Origin of the sequence: Sphingobacterium zeae, from assembly GCF_030818895.1 — a bacterium.
Classification (GTDB): Bacteria; Bacteroidota; Bacteroidia; order Sphingobacteriales; family Sphingobacteriaceae; genus Sphingobacterium; species Sphingobacterium zeae.
Genome location: NZ_JAUTBA010000001.1, coordinates 3,745,488 through 3,762,426, shown reverse-complemented (window position 1 = coordinate 3,762,426; position 16,939 = coordinate 3,745,488). Strand labels below are relative to the sequence as shown.

The following is a 16,939-nucleotide window of genomic DNA, read 5'->3' as shown; positions in this document are numbered from 1 at the left end:
TATTCTGTAATTGATTATTTTTCTATCAAAATCAATTTATATGCACTTCTAACTGTAATAACCTAAAGACAGTTCATTAATGAACGATGTCTATTGCCTAAATTATCTCATTTGTTACAAAAGTATTTTGGACAAACGATTGCTTTGTATAATTCTGGTTTTATTTAATTGTATTTACAAAATTCGATAGAACAATTAAATTTAAATTATGAGATATCCCAAAGTTACACTACTGCTCGGTGCAGTATTGGCAAGCTTTCTTTCCTGCCAAAAAAGCGAGTTACAAACCAATTTAGAAGCGAAATTATCGCTACGTGCTGCCTCTCCGGGTTTAAGCGGATACGAAGTTCCCTTAGGTGGCAATGCCTTCGTCACTTCTGCACCTTCCGGTGCAGCAGAAGTCATCAATAGCAACGGATTGGCAAACTGGAACAATGTCAATAGCGTGATTAGTACCTACGCTAAGGTTTCCCAAGCTGGCGCTCTACGGGTTAAAATAAGAGCTAAAGTGCTACCTTCAGGCGATAGTAGTACGGTGAAATTAACAATTAATGGTATAAGCAAACAAGTCAAACTTAAAGGTGGAGCATTAAAAGATTACACGATCGGTACCTATTCGCTAAATGCCGCGGGATATGTAAAAATGGATCTTCAAGGCGTAACCAAGTCCGGCGGTTATTTTGCAGATGTATCACACTTGATTTTAGATAGTTCGGCAACAAATGGCACGGTAATTTATAGTGACAACAATGTCGATAACACCTACTATTGGTCGCGGCGGGGTCCATCCGGCCATTTGAATTATACCATTCCAACGAATCAGCAAGTATCCTATTATTATAGCGAGTTGAAAGTGCCTGTTGGAGAAGATAAAATAGGATCTTACCTTATGGCAAATGGCTTCGATCAAGGGTATTTTGGTATGCAGGTCAATTCAGCGACAGAACGCAGAATACTATTTTCTGTTTGGAGTCCATATAGCACCGATAACCCATCCCAAATACCAGTAGAGGATCGCATCACGTTAAATAGAAAAGGGACAAATACGACAACAGGTGAGTTTGGTGGCGAAGGTTCGGGTGGACAAAGCTACCTCAAGTATAATTGGACTGCTGCCACAACCTATAAATTTTTATTAAAGGGTGAACCAGATAACAATGGAAGCACTGATTTTACGGCATGGTTTAATGATCCGTCGACCAATAATTGGATACTTATTGCTAGCTGGAAACGTCCCAAAACAAGTACATATTTAACAGGTTTTCATAGCTTCATCGAAAATTTCAATGCCAACAACGGCTTCCTTGGCCGTTCTGCAGAATATAGCAATCAATGGGTTCGCACAGCTACAGGAATTTGGCTGAAAGTTGTTGAAAGTACCTTTAATGTTGATGCGACCTATTCAAACAACCAGCGTATAGACGCTATTGGCGGAATAACCGGAAACAGCTTCTTCCTCAAAAATGGCGGTTTTTTCAATACTGTCGTCAATCCCGGAACGAAGTTTACACTACCAAGTTATGGAACAGCACCTTCAATAAATTTAACAACACTACCTTAACAGACATATTTACAGTATTCTTCATACTTTACATCGATGATAAAAGGGACAATACTTCATTAAGAAGTATTGTCCTTTTTAAAGTCACCATTACAATAACAATTCTCCTCCTTGTTTTTGGTATAGTTAGATCATCCATTCATCACTAATTATCACTTATATTGATTTTCGTTGCGATATGCACATGGTTACCTAAATTTGCCTCTTCCTGATCCTGTTGACGGATAAAATCAATTAGTCGCTCTAACTCTCCGTTGGTATCATCCCACCATTTAATGGACCATATCCTATGGAATATAAATCCATATCTTTCAAGTTGCTCCTGGCGGAAGTTGTCCCAGGCGTAAGCTTCCGGACTGTTATGGTATTTTGCGCCGTCACACTCTATTGCGATTCGTGGTTTGTTGCTTATTTTAGATTTTACAACGATATCAATCCTAAAACCGCCTACTGAATGCTGCTGTTCTAAGCGATCTGCGCCAATATGCTGTGCAAGTTGTTCAAATATTTCGTCTTCAAACGGAGACTCAGACCCTAAGCTAAATTCCGCGGGTTCATACAGTTTATCTGAACAGTACTGACTCAATAATTCAAGAATGCCCTTCCGCAAGTTGTCATTCCCTTCACTTACCGCTTTCGCATAAGTAAAGTAAGCGTACATAATACCACGTCCTTTATTGCCATTCTGCTGGATAAGATTTGGGTACTGACCAACATACTCCTGCGGGAAAGAAGTACATACATATACTTTAAACCGCGCTCGAGTAATGATTACATTCAACATGCGATGTCCCTTGCCCTGTATAATCGGACCAAAGTTTTGACTAAAGGAGCCGTCGGCTTTTCGCCCAAATGTCGTTGAGAGAATGATAATATCCCGTTCGTCGCCCTGAATGTTTTCGAGATTTTTAACAAAGAATGATTCTCCTGCCTGCGCCATTAAACTGTCGAATACAGGGTCATGCTGGCGAACTGCACTCAGTTCCTCCAGGATTAAGTTGCGTTGATAGATATTGAACGTAGCAACACCTACGCTTGGGATACTATCTTTGCCATCCTTCATGATCTGTTGTAACAATTCGACCACTTTCAGTGCCTCCTGCTTATTTACTTGCCCTTCATACAATCCATCAATCTGTAAGTATTCGATAGGAGTGTAGTGCTCCTTTGCCGGAACAGGCATTAACCTATTTCCGTAAAACGCATGATTGGAGAAGTCGATAAGATAAGGGTGTTTAGAGCGGTAATGAACTTTTAGATAAGATTCAACGAACCCCTTGTCTACAGCATAAGCGAGTAAGGATTCGCTATCCGCGAGGTTAAGCTGAGCAGCTTGTAACGCAGTCCGATCTGAAAATTCATCTTCGGAGTCTTCTGTCTCATCATCAATCGGGTCAAGCAGCGCTCCACTTCCCTCGAAGTAAGAGGAGGGAGCCATCTGGTGCTTATCACCGGATACAATTTTAGCCTTCCCTCGGATCAGAGCCGCGTAGGTATCTTCGAGACGCAGCTGGCTGGCCTCATCAAATATGACCACATCAAAAATTCCTTCCTGTAGCGGCAGTATCGAGCTGCAGACCGAAGGATTGACCAATAGTACAGGAAAGAAATCAGTAAATAGTTCAAATTCTCTATTCACAATGGTGCGGAGTGAATTGCGACGCATTCCCTTAGCTCCCTTTTTGTTAAACAAACTATTTATGTTTTGTCCTCTGGATTTGAACTTTCCTACAGCGTCAGCCTGTTTTTCCGTCCACAAAGCAATAATGCTATTCAGCTGCGCATTATTAAACTCTTGTTTTTGCTGCTGATATTGTTGTAGTTGATAATCGCTTTTTGGCAATTCCTGTGGTTCATTTGTGGTGAGTATCCAATACAAATACCAGCATTCAAAAGCATCAGCCCAATGGTCTTTAAGATGAATGCTGATTCGGGTAACAAGCTTTTGTTGCACTTCGTCCACTGAAAGGAAAAATGATTTCCACTCATGATAGCTACGGAAATCACTCATATGTTCATTGAACATTGTAAAGGTATGCTTAATCGTATGACATAGGTCCTGTGCAGCCTGAAGACTCGTATACGGCAGAAATATTCCATTTGTTATATTTCCCGTTAACTGGTTACTCTCAATATCGTCAATCGAGTTTTGTAGACTCCGATAGGCATCAGCGCGTGCCGCGTAATAGTCACGAAAATGATTAAAATGCCTTAATTGAAAAGTAACTCTCTCAATTAGATAAGGTACTGCCTCAATCAAGCCGTTGATATCAGTAACTGGAGTCGTTGGAACGATATTGTAATCAGCGATTAGCATTTGCTCTATACTATCCAATTTTTGAAGTAGGGGAGCTACTTGCGCTTTTAGTTCACTCAGTTCAGCATGAAAACGATGATCATTAATATTAGCCAAATAGCTATCTATCGTATAAGGATATTGTTCTTTCCAATTCGCTGCCTTTTGTCGTAGTTCCTCAATATTGTTGAGATAAATGGATAAATCAGTCGTTTCCAAATGGTCGTTATATTGATGTTCAATATAATTTTTTTGAACATGGAATGATCTTACCTGCGCGATGCGATTCTTTAATTCAATTCTTGTTTGTTTTATCTGCTTGTGCTTTCCCGAGAATATACTCAACAAACTTGTTTTAAATTTTGCGCCGCTACTATTATTTAATAAGTTATTACCATATTGCGCAATGCTTGACTCAGCGTAGCCAAGATAAGTTGATAGTGCATGGCTTAGCGATGAATAATAGCTGCTGTAATGTTGTTGTAAAGCATCATCATATTGCTTGAAAAATTGTAGTGCTTTAATCCGGACAGATTGTAATCCTACGACAATTTCATTGATTCGCTGTTCCTGAGGAAAAGTAGATGGTAATTCCTTTTCCTTCACTGAATCTCCAATACAAAATGCTAAAAAGGGCTTAAAATCCTGCTGCATTATTGCGGGGATGCCGCTCAAAAAATCATCAGCCCACTGCTTTCCAATTACTTGAAGTTCAGTAATAACCTGCTCAATAGTTGGGAGCTGTTTATGAGCGTATGCAATAAAATCTTCAATTCTTACACGCGATGGTCCAACCTGTTGATTTAAAAATAGATCGTCTGATAGTGGTCTAAATATGGAATGGACCTGATGTGATTGCTTAAATAAATTATGGCTATGCTTTAAAACAACCAGTGTCCTTTCCAGTTCTGTGTGATCCTGAGCGAAATCAAAGTCCTCTTTCGGTATAATATTTTTGAGCGGCACTTGGTTAAAGTTTTTTAATAAAGCCAAATACCGTCCGACGATCTGCGGCCAACTCTTATCGCCGTAGACCGTTTCAGCTAAGGCAGCATGCTGTGCGTTGATACGTTCAGCTGATTCCTTGAGTTTTGACTTTATCGTATCATATTGGTTTTGGGATTGCCTTACTGAGATGTGAAACGGAACTCCGATCTGACGGTCTCTGACAGAATCTACGATTGCTTCACGGGCATCGTTTACGTCATCAATTACACCTACCAGAGCGCCGATCTGAGTATTCGTACGTTCGATATTTGCTTTAATCACATCAAGCGCTGTTTTCTTTTCGCAGACGACCAGACACTTTAGTCCATTGGCAAGAGCATTTGTAATCAGTGCAGTTAATGATTGACTTTTGCCCGTCCCTGGAGGGCCTTGAATTATTTGATTCGGTTCATTTCCGAGAGCACTTATTATGGCCTGTTGGCTTGGGTCGGTCTCTACGGCACTGAAAGGTGTTGTCGATAGATTTTCTACTTTAAGCTCATCAAATTCAAAGGCATCGAAGCGATCTAATAAGCGGGAAATGTCGGTGATAATACTTTCTTTTTGCGCTCTGAACAAACCAAAAATACCACCAAAATGAATGTAAGCTTTGTTATTGGCGATAGCATCTATCTGGGATGCTTCGGGTAATACGTTAATGGCTGTTTCAAAGTTTTTTCGTAGCACCTCGAGTATCTGATCTTTACTATTCGCATTGAGTGCTTCCAGTACTTCAGCACAAGCGTTCACTAATTCGTTGCTATCAATCAGTGCGTCTTCTAAGGCTTCATTAGCAAGATTGGGGAGAGTAATGTCATCTTCGCTTTTGATAAAAGAAAGGAGCACCTCGTTGATACTAATCGGGTGAATATCTGAATCCACTATTTTACCATTTGCTTGAACCACTTTATTTCGCAAAAACGACCATTCATTGACTTTGTTTTTAGATTTAACGGCCTCTAGTTGCCAAATGAATAATGGGGCTTTTATGATTTTCGAGGGGTCTTTTGAAGATCTTTTTATAAGAATAGGATAGCCGAACCCGAGGGTCTTCATCCCATGTTCTTTAAAATAATCTTCATTTTCTATGATAATCGAGTTCAGTCGTTTAGAAATTAAGGTCAGTTTCTTTTGAGTTTCCGCATCTTTTTCATTAAGGTCTATTGTATCAAATGAAATCTTAAATTCAACGTGTGCTTTGGTCAACAACGTATCCAAAAATAATTTGGCGAGGCCATCCTCGATGAGGTCAAGCTGCTGGAGGTCTAACCGGGTGGCCAACCGCCCTGGCAATGCATTTAAATGAATAGAGCGAGCGTTGCCGCCTTTTAATTTACTCTGTAATGATTGCAGGAAAATCTTGGATGACATAACTGTAATATTTGTATTTATCCTAATATACAAATATTCGGTATAATCAGCAATGGAATCAAATTACCTAACCAAAGCAGGTCAACAATTTTGGTACACACCTTTCCCTATTTAAAATAAACTTTTCTAACAATTCCAGAGAAGTAAGTTTGTTTGTGCCCTAGATTTTTGCCTTTCGTACACATGGACTGTTAGATCAATAAATCATTAAAAGATGGGTTGGAAGGTCAAATTCAAAGTTTAAAGTGGTTTTTTAATGACCAGTATTTAACGCATAAACTGTGTTATATTTGGTTTATGCATTTTATTCTATACATTAGTTGTGTAATACCTGTCGCTTAATCCAGTACTGCGGTGAGATTAGGATTAATTACAAATTTGCCTTCTGCCGTCTCTTGGATGAAATCTGACAGATTAATATGAAGCATTAATGTATGGCTTTCATTCGGTAAAAGCTTACTGTCGGCTGCGATATTCACCGCGATAATTTGTCCTTGTGGCGTGTGTAAAGCATAGGGAAGGTCATCTATGATTATTTCATTCCCTGTAGGGGCTACCTTTAGCATAACTTCCTGTAGCGTGCCATGGGGCACATACCCACCCGCGACGATGCTATCCTTTTGAATTCCCAGGATGTTTACCCTTTTATTTGCCTCGATTTTTCCGCCACCTGCAGACGTGCGTGTCCATAGCTGTTGGATCTCGAGGTGGACTGCATCATACGGATCACCTACACTTTTTACCTTCACTTTTAAGTGCGCCTGCTCGGGTGCGGGGCTATCGTCCTCATGGCAGCTAACTAAAAGTATGAGGAGGGCCACGCCCATAAGATACAAGAGGGTAGAAACCCTGCTGGCGGTTAACTTTGTGTCTTTTCTACTAAAAATAAGGGTCATAATTGTTTTTTAAGTTGAACACAAGGGAAGTCGGCATCGTTTGTTTTTTTTAAAATAGGATGATTAGTGAACCTAATTACACTATACCCAACCCATTTGATCTGCTAAAGGCAAATTGTTGAGGTAATAAAAAGACAATTCAACAGATCGATAGCAGGTATTAGTTATACGTTTCATTTGACACGAGTAAAAAAAAATAGATCCAGTGTAACTAAATGGAGAAAGCTCCCCGACTGTTATAACCGATCGAAAAATCACTGCTAATATTCCTTTACAAGTAATGTCTGTTGACGACATCAAGGGCTAATGGGATTTGGTACGGCACCGTATGAAATTATAAGCTTGTTAATTATTGCAGAAAAACTCAAAGTTGCAACTACTAGACCTGCCGCTCAATATATAGAAGATAAATAAGTAAATTCTACAATTTCATTTATTCCAAGTGTAATACATTGTTATCGCTTTTATTCTTGAATAAGAAGATTTTTTTTAGCTTTGCTTTACAATCTGCCTAAATGCTTAATTATAAAAAATATAGCGACTATGATCTCCTGACCCTCTTCAATACCAATGATGAGCGCGTGTTGATAGAAATTTATGACCGATACTGGGATAAGATGTTGGCTGTTGCATTTAATCGCTTGGGAAATCTGCAGGAAGCTGAAGAATGTGTGCAGGATGTGCTTTGTAAACTTTGGAAACTTCGCTCAACTTTCAGTTTGCAAAATGAAAAACTATCCAGTTACCTAGCACGGGCAGTCCGCAATCAGACCTTCAACATCATCTATCAGAATAAGCAGAAACGCCAAAAATTAGCAGGATACAGCCCGCAAGAGGACGTCATCGATTCCATTTCGCCAGAGCGGAAACTTATCATTCTGGAGCTCCAACAACAGATTGATAAGGCCATCAAAAACTTGCCGCCACAGTGTCAGCTTGTTTTTGTTATGAACAAAAATGAAGGCCTTACAACGAAGGAGATCGCTGACAAACTCAATTTGTCAGAAAATACAGTCAAGTCACATCTTAAAAAAGCGAAAAAAGATCTAGGAAACAATACCGAATTTCTTACAATCATTGTTTTTTTCTCGATTTACCTTCGCTAATAAAAAAAATTGTTGGGCAGACTCACCCTACCCATCTTTTTTACTGTCTATTTAGATAGGAAACACCCTTACTACCAATTTTTAATTCATGCATAACGATCTTAATTATATAGAAGATTTAATAGTCAAATTTCAGACGGGTATAATTTCTCAGCAGGAATTGGCCGAACTCACGGAATGGTACAACAGTTATTCGGACGAGGAGGTGACCATCGTTACTGATGAGCCTTTGCAAAAGGAACAGGTCCGAGAGCGTATGCTCAACGGTATACTCACCAAGATCAGGATCGATCAGCCAGCAGTTAAAACCAATGTTTATAGGATGCAGGCGAAATTTTGGGCTGCTTCTGTAGCCGTGTTGTTGATACTTTCATTGTTGGCCTGGTTTGGAATTAAGAGAAATAAGCACGTGAAATCTCCGGATTTTGCAGTACAGTCCTCCTCAGATACTATTTTGCCCGGTGGGCCCCGGGCAGTTCTCCTTTTAGCGGACGGACAAAAGGTCGTGCTAGATACTGCACAAGACGGGATTGTTGTGGATGGTGCGATTCATTACGCAGACGGAAGAAGCTTAGCGAGTAATGTCGATCTGAATAAGATGAGCGATTTGCAATTGTATGTTCCCAAAGGTGGCGTCTATCACATTACCTTGTCAGACGGTACACAGGTCTGGTTAAACTCTGATTCACGATTACGTTATCCCGCAAAGTTCGCATCTACTGAAAGAGAAGTGGCGCTAGATGGAGAAGCATTTTTTATGGTAAAAGGGCAGTTCAGCACGAAAGGACAGCGTATTCCTTTTTTCGTAAAGACCCAAAGGCAGACCGTAGAGGTCCTCGGTACACAATTCAATGTCAACGGATACTCCACGCAGGCATTTGCAAAAACAACCTTGTTGGAAGGCAAAGTCAATATCCATGTAGCTGACCAAAGAATTATTCTGAAACCGGGACAGCAGGCCAGCACCCGCGGAAATCTGACAAAAATAAAAACTGTAGATGCGCAGACGGAGATTGCCTGGAAGGAGGGCAAATTTAATTTTGACGGTAAATCCTTTGAAGAAACAATGGCTGAAATAGGTCGTTGGTATGATTTAACGATTAAGTATAACGGCAAGATACCAAACGTCGAATTGGTGGGGGATGCCTATCGCAATGAAAAAATTAACCTTGTACTGCGGTTGTTGGATGCCGCAGATGTTCGTTACCAACTGGATATCCACAAGCGAGAGCTTATTATTTATTAAAAAAAACTATTTACCTAAACTACGATGATGATGAGACAGACCTATTGACCAGAAAGAGAGCCGAATAAAAGAAGGAAAGGACGGCCATCCTTTCCTTTAATTATCGGTTGCACCAAAACCAAACCAACTCAATTAGCAGATTTTGCACTAACCAAACCCACGTAAATTTAATGAATAAAAATTACTTATTAAAAGTGATGAGAATTACACTATTCTTACTATTGACTGGAATATGCGCTGTGAGTGCTAAAAGTTATTCACAACAAATTACCTTCAAAGGCCGTAATGTTTCCCTGGAGACAGTGATTCAAGCCATTCGCCAGCAAACGGGCTACAGTATTTTCAGTACCAAGCATGCCCTAAGCAGTACTGTGCCTCTTACGATAGACGTCAAAAATATGGAACTGGATCATTTTCTCAGCATAGTGACGCGCAATCAGCCTGTAACGTATCAGGTAGAAGATCGAACGATTTCTTTTTTTAATTCAGAAAAAAACAATCCGAAAATCCAGTCCGCTGAAATTTTTACTCAACAGCAACGCATTACCGGAAGAGTTATCCATGCCGAGTCAGGTGAGCGCATGGAGCGTGTCACTGTACAGATAAAGGGAACAAATAGGGTAACGACCACCGATGCAAAAGGGCAGTTTCAGTTGCTTGCTACAAGCCTACAAGACGAAAACCTTATTATACTATTCCGTCACCTCGGTATGAAACCTAAAGAAGTTGTTTACAGCGGTCAAAAGTTTCTTGAAGTAAAACTTGAACCCGCTGCTGCTACTGAAATCAAAGATGTTGTTGTTACAGGGATCTACCAACGTAACAAGGAAAGTTTTACCGGCTCTTCATCCACTTATACAGCCAAGGAATTGAAGATGGTGGGTAATCAGAATGTATTGCAGAGCCTTAAAACCTTGGATCCCGCTTTCGCCATTGTGGATAATAACCAGTTTGGATCTGATCCGAATCGCCTACCCGATATCGAGATTAGGGGCAAAAGCAGTGTGATTGGCATCACTGACGAATACAGTTCCAACCCCAATCAGCCACTTTTTATTTTAGACGGTTTTGAGAGTACGTTGGCCGTGATAGCGGATCTCAGTATGGATCGTGTCGAAAGCATCACTTTACTCAAGGATGCCGCCGCGTCGGCCATTTACGGCTCTAAAGCCGCCAATGGGGTGGTGGTGGTTGAAACAAAACGCCCTACACCCGGACAGCTACGGATCAACTATACACTCAATGGTAGCGTTAGCTTTGCAGACCTCACTGACTACAACCTCATGAATGCTGGAGAAAAATTACAATTTGAGTTGTTGTCTGGCTTCTATGGCATGCTCGATGACAAAGGGCAGATTATATTAGGGGCTAATCCCGTCAGTGAAGCTAATTATTTAGAGCGCTTAAGAGAAGTGCGTCGCGGTGTCAATACCTATTGGGCAAACGAACCCTTGCGCACTGCGGTTAATCAACGGCACACACTTTTTGCAGAAGGTGGCGACCAAAGCTTACGATATAGCGTTTCTGTTAACCATGGTATTGTCAACGGCGTCATGAAAGCTTCAGACCGAAAGACAACTAACGGCAATATTCGTCTCTTGTATCGAAAAGGAGATTTATCATTTACCAATTCATTGAGTATTGACCATGTAGTGGCGAATAAGGAAGTTTCTCCTTTTTCCACATTTTCGAGGGCCAATCCCTATCATCGCAAATACGATGAAAATGGAAATCTCAAAATGGTATTGGAAGACTTTAGCGCGAGTCGCTCCGGTTATGATCCAATTTATAGCCCTTTTTACGACCTCAACAATTTGAACATAAATACACAGGGATCCGAGGGTTTTACCAATAATTTTGAGGTCGAGTGGCGCATGTTGCCCGAGTTGCGGGCAAGAGGGCGTTTTGGTCTGCGCAGTTTAAATTTGCACGATGAAATATTCCGCTCGCCCTTCAATGTGGAATTCGTGGGTACAGACCAATTGCAAAAAGGATCCTATCAGGAAAACAATGGTAAGAATGTGAATTATGACGGCGATTTTAGTCTCACCTATGGGAAGCTCTTCGCAGACAAACATATGCTCAATGCGGTACTGGGAGCACGAATGGAGCAGGCCACTAACAAACGTAGTAGTTATCAGGTCCGAGGGTTTATTGATGATGAGTTCTCAAACCCAAATTTCGCTTTAGGCTATCCCGAAGGACAACGTGCGGACTACACGCAATCCAAGCGGCGTGGTGCTAGCTTCTTTATGAATATGGGCTATTCTTACGATAAACGCTATCTGTTGGATGCGACCTTAAGATCTGACGGTTCTTCGGTATTTGGATCCGAACGTCAGTTTTCGACCATATGGTCTTTAGGTTTAGCCTGGAACGCACATAACGAAAGCTTTTTCAACCAGTTTCATTGGATTGATCAATTGCGTTTGAGAGCTACGATTGGTAATCCCGGTAATCAGAATTTCGACGATTATATATCGATGCGTGTTTACCGTTATAATAATGAAAACCGTAATCCCTTTGGGGCGAGTACAATTATCAGCAATATGGGCAATAGCGGACTACGCTGGCAGACAACGTTGGACCGCAATTTAGGCCTGGATCTTACGACATTTAAAAGCCGACTTCGCCTCAATCTCGATTATTTTGTAAAGAGTACAGATCCCTTATTGGTGCTTGTTTCATTACCCACCTCTACAGGTGTAAATACAGTGGCTAAAAATATGGGCGCACAGGTTACCCATGGTTTTACAATAGCTGGAGATTACACATTGCTTCGACGAGAGCAATTCAACTGGCGTGTCAACCTAAATATGCGACAGCTAAAAGCAGAATATCAAAATATTGGCAATCAGCTCAACAATTTTAACGAGGCCAATAAAAGCCGTAATCTCATCCGCTATTATGACGGAGGCAGTCCATCTGACCTTTGGGCCGTGCGGTCTTTGGGTATCGATCCCGCGACCGGACGGGAGGTCTTCCTAAATAAGAATGACCAACAGACTTTTGTGCATGATTACAGCGATGAAGTCGTTGTGGGAAACAGCGATCCCGACCTCGAAGGAATATTAGGTACCAGCTTCTACTACAAGGGTTTTTCGGCTTCGGTTAACTTGCGCTACAGATGGGGTGGACAATCATTTATGCAGACACTTTTTGAAAAGGTAGAAAATATTTCGGCAAGGGATGTCGCACTTAATCAGGATAAACGGGCATTGTACGACCGCTGGAAGCAACCGGGAGATGAGGCAAAATTCAAAGCGATTTCCAATACAGACCAGACACCCATTTCATCGCGGTTTGTTGCGGATAACAATATGCTCGTCGGTGAGGCATTTTCGGTTGGCTACGAGACTACTACCGCTGGTTGGTTAAGATCGATCCGCGCCTCTTCGGTAACTTTTAGGGCTTATATGAATGATATCTTTCATCTTTCGACCATAACAAATGAACGCGGAATAGATTATCCCTTCGCACGGTCAGTCTCATTTTCGGCTGGCATTCGGTTTTAATAATTAAAGATCTAAAAAATGAAAATACTAAAGTACATTATCCTGATTTCATGTCTCACCCTTGTAGCAAGCTCGTGCAGCAAATGGATTGATGTCAAGCCTGCCGATAGGCTGGGAGAGGAACAGCTGTTTGTCAATCGGGCCGGCTTTATGAAAGCGATCAACGGCGTCTACGTCGAAATGGCCAGTACGGATCTTTACGGACAGCATATGAGCACGGGAATTATAGACGTCCTGGCACAATATTACTACATCAATGGCTCTACACATGTGTTTGACAAGTATACCAACTTTGTCTATACAGAAGCGAGTGTCAAATCTGGCTTCGAGCAGATTTGGAAAAAAGCCTATGAGCTTATCGCCAACTGCAACGTTATTCTGGACAAATGTGGGAATACTCCGACTGAGATCCTGCCGCAGCCCTACTTTGGAATCATCAAAGGCGAGGCACTGGCGTTGCGGGCGATGATCCACCTCGATATGCTCCGCTTGTTTGGGCCGATCTATTCCGAAGACAGCAAGTACAAGCCAGCATTACCCTACATCGACAAAATCAGTTATGACATCGCACCCTTACTTGGATCCGAAGAATTTACCGGCCATGTTGTTGCAGATCTTGAAGCAGCTCGTTTATTGTTGCAGGACAGTGATCCGATACGGACAGAAGGTGTGCGTAATCAAGGTAGCCCGACAGGAGAGAATGATCTTTATTATCGGCAGTATAGGCTCAATTACTATGCTGTAAAGGCATTATTGGCAAGAACATACCTTTGGATGGGCAATCGGACAGCAGCATTAAAATATGCCGAAGAGCTTTTGACCGAAGTACAATCGGCTGATAAAATGACTTTCCCCTTTGTCACCTTTGCAAGTGCTGTAAGTGTTGACAAGCCAGACCGGATGTTTTCGACCGAAGTGATGTTCTCCTTATACAATATTAATAGAAAGGAGATGTACAATAGATTATTTGATGTCAGCCTGCAATCAAATAACAAACTTTCTTTTTCCAACGGCGATGTCAACGATACACGCGTAAGAGCCATTTATGATGATAACAATGATTTCCGTCGTCGGATTTGGCAAAGTGCTTCCAATGGTACGACTACCGCGACGACCAATATGAAATATGCCGATGTGATCGATGGGCCCGGGCGCTATATGATCCCGCTTATCAGACTGTCCGAGGTGTTGCTGATTGCGGCAGAATGTTCCCCCGAACTGGCCAAGGCGACGGCCTATTTCAACAGCCTGCGCACCGCACGCAACTGCGTTTCGCTTGCACCCGTCGATCAGACGGCACTGAAAACCGAAATCACCAAAGAATTCAGACGTGAAATGTTGGGTGAAGGACAGCAGTTTTTTTATTATAAAAGGAATGCCATGCAGGCTTTACCCAATTCTTCCACACTCAATATCAGTCCGGAGAAGACCATGGTACTTACGAATTACACTGTTCCGCTACCGGACAGTGAAACCTCACAACGTTATTAATTAGGTATACAATTATGAAAAGAACAACCTTTTATATCCTGTTTTTTCAGCTGTTTGTACTATTTACGGCCTGCAAAAAAGAAATCATGTCCTATGAAGGTAAGGAAGGCGTCTATTTCGCGATGCGCCATGGTACAAATGAGTATCTTCCAAATCTATGGCCCTATCAGCCCTTTACCGATATAGACTTTGTACGCATGAGTACCGACGAAATTGACTTTCCGGTTCAGGTGATGATTACAGGCCCAAGCAAGGATTATGACCGGATTTATCGGGTGGAGGTCAATCCAGACTCCACTAACGCGATTTTGGGGCAGCATTACGAGGCTTTGAAGGACCAATATATTCTGCCTGCCGGTGCTGTTTCGGCGCAAGTCAGTGTGCGGCTTAAGCGCACAGCCGATCTCGAAGAAAAACCCGTAACCCTGGGCTTAAAACTTGTAGCCACCAAAGACTTTGCACTTTCCTTCCCCGAATGGCATTCTATCCCATCTTTAAATTCAGGTACTGTGGTGCCACAATTTGATGCTACACTGCATTCTTTGCATATCAATGATGTAATGGTGCAGCCCGCTGTCTGGTCCGGTTCCTTGCAAGCCGGAAATAGGGAGTCAGGATTGTTCGGTGTTTTCTCCAGGCGTAAAATGGAATTTTTGGCGGAATATTTAGGACTCAAATATGAAGACTTTGGCACCGCGGAGACTATGCCAATGGCCAGGATGATGCTTATCGCCAGCGATGCGACAAAGGTTCTGGTTAACCGCTATAGTGAAGGAAAGCCTGTCCTCGAAGATGATGGCCGGTTGATGTGGATGGGCACGGTACCCTGGACCTCATATTTGGGCGTTCCGTGGGTCCCGGGCGGATAAGATAAAATCAAAAGAAGAGCAAAATCAGTAGGAATAAACAAGTTATTTTGAAATGAAAACCTATCAGTTAATCATGGGCGCAGTCTTCCTATTTATCCTAGGAGCCTGCAGCAAAGACCTTGGTAATTACGATTACCAGGAAATAAACGAATTGACCATCAAAGATATCAACGAAGAATATACTTTACGGACGGGACTTGATACCTTAAGTATAACCCCTAACATTACGGCTTCTATGGACGGCAATGATCTCACCCGTTATACTTATAATTGGATTCTCAGAATTGACAATAAAGTTTTTGATACCCTCAGCAACGTAAAAGATATCAACTATCCAGTTCGCTTAGCGCCAGGGGAATATGCTATTTTTTACCGGGTGCTTGACAAAATGACCGGTGTCTCCTGGGCAAGCAATGTCAAGCTCAAGGTCGTCTCACCTTATTCCAGAGGAATTTTAATCATGGGAGAGGACCCTGAAGGCTATGCTGAGGCAGAAATGCTGTCCATGCAGAGCGATACCGTCCATGTCAGGCACGTGCTATCCAGATCAGGCTTGCCACGTCTTCGCGGACCACTGGGGATGGTACATACCGGCGGCTCGAGTGCATATGTCAGATTGTGGGCGATGACACGTGAAGGGTCATATTTTTTAGACCGGGCATCCATGACTGCTACCTCAGACAATCATCTGGGACGTTACGTATTTATGTCCGATCATATCGATCCCGAAACGCTAAATCCCGTCGTTATTGCACCGCAGATACGGACAGCTACTGGTGATATCGGTAGTACCCTTTATCGTGCCTTGGTAACCCAGCGCGGCGATGTTTTTGCAAACATACCCCTATTGATGGCGGGTGACTTTTACAACAATCCTGTGAATAGGGTAGCGGCCGCCCCGGACGAATTGATTCCCGCGGCGCCCTATTTACTATACCCTATCAATAGTATGAACAATGTCATGTGGTATGACACCCGTTATCAGCGCTTCCTAAATTATACCAGTATCGGATTGTCAACGACCTCCACGGTACTTGCAGATAAAGACGGTGAAGCATTCCCCTGGAATCAACCCGTGGGCCGTACACTGGTGTATGCTGAAAATACCCGGAACACTGATGGAGGCTCCAATAATGGTAATTCATTTGCCTTGATGAAAGACAAAGATAACAGTTACCATATCTACAAGTTTTATGCAAATGGAACGAATCCGGCCAAACGGAATGCGTATACCGTCAAATCCATTGCGACGGATTTTGATAAAGCAGAAGGATATGCCTTTTCATCCAATCGCAGTATTATATGCTATTTTGTGGGCAGCAAGCTCTATGCCTATGATTATAATCCCGGTTTCGAAAAGATTTATACTTTTCCAGAACTAGGAACAGATGCGATTACCATGATTAAGTTTGATACCCAGATCGACCATTTGACCAATAGTCTCTATATCGCCAGCTACAAGGATCAAAAAGGTATTCTTCGTCGCTTTAAAGTGGGCAATAACCCAAATATCGTTGAATTGCAGTTGCAGGACAATAGCACTTGGACGGATCTCATCAAAATACAATCGATTAATTGGCGTGCAGTCAATTAAAAACTAT

General features: G+C 42.0%; 9 protein-coding genes. 7 read left to right on the top strand and 2 right to left on the bottom strand.

The genetic code is table 11. From position 1 onward, the window contains the following. Positions 1-208: 208 nt before the first annotated feature. Complete coding sequence (locus QE382_RS15840; RefSeq protein ID WP_307186761.1) at positions 209-1,561, top strand: DUF3472 domain-containing protein; 1,353 nt, start codon at positions 209-211, stop codon at positions 1,559-1,561. 145 nt (positions 1,562-1,706) lie between these two features. Here QE382_RS15840 and QE382_RS15835 read toward each other — a convergent pair whose 3' ends face one another. Together QE382_RS15835 and QE382_RS15830 are read right to left on the bottom strand one after the other, a co-directional pair. Beyond that, positions 1,707-6,215, bottom strand: coding sequence for a PDDEXK-like endonuclease domain-containing protein (locus QE382_RS15835; protein WP_307186760.1), 4,509 nt, complete (start codon positions 6,213-6,215; stop codon positions 1,707-1,709). A gap of 338 nt (positions 6,216-6,553) precedes the next feature. After that, positions 6,554-7,111, bottom strand: a complete 558-nt coding sequence (locus QE382_RS15830; protein WP_307186759.1) for a DUF4382 domain-containing protein — start codon at positions 7,109-7,111, stop codon at positions 6,554-6,556. A 515-nt stretch (positions 7,112-7,626) separates the two neighbouring features. On the opposite strand from QE382_RS15830, the gene QE382_RS15825 reads away from it, so the two are divergent. From QE382_RS15825 to QE382_RS15800, 6 genes are all read left to right on the top strand, one after another. Continuing rightward, on the top strand, positions 7,627-8,217 hold the full coding sequence (locus QE382_RS15825) for an RNA polymerase sigma factor (RefSeq protein WP_307186758.1): 591 nt from the start codon (positions 7,627-7,629) through the stop codon (positions 8,215-8,217). A gap of 88 nt (positions 8,218-8,305) precedes the next feature. Continuing rightward, positions 8,306-9,463, top strand: coding sequence for a FecR family protein (locus tag QE382_RS15820; RefSeq protein WP_307186757.1), 1,158 nt, complete (start codon positions 8,306-8,308; stop codon positions 9,461-9,463). A gap of 197 nt (positions 9,464-9,660) precedes the next feature. After that, the gene (locus tag QE382_RS15815; protein ID WP_307186756.1) at positions 9,661-12,978 is read left to right on the top strand and encodes a SusC/RagA family TonB-linked outer membrane protein; all 3,318 of its coding nucleotides are present in this window, start codon (positions 9,661-9,663) and stop codon (positions 12,976-12,978) included. Positions 12,979-12,996: 18 nt separating this feature from the next. Then, positions 12,997-14,469 (top strand): RagB/SusD family nutrient uptake outer membrane protein, encoded by a 1,473-nt coding sequence (locus QE382_RS15810; RefSeq protein ID WP_307186755.1) that lies wholly within the window; start codon positions 12,997-12,999, stop codon positions 14,467-14,469. A gap of 14 nt (positions 14,470-14,483) precedes the next feature. Further along, complete coding sequence (locus QE382_RS15805) at positions 14,484-15,338, top strand: DUF4843 domain-containing protein (protein WP_307186754.1); 855 nt, start codon at positions 14,484-14,486, stop codon at positions 15,336-15,338. A gap of 52 nt (positions 15,339-15,390) precedes the next feature. Beyond that, complete coding sequence (locus QE382_RS15800) at positions 15,391-16,932, top strand: PKD-like family lipoprotein (RefSeq protein WP_307186753.1); 1,542 nt, start codon at positions 15,391-15,393, stop codon at positions 16,930-16,932. Positions 16,933-16,939 lie beyond the last annotated feature (7 nt).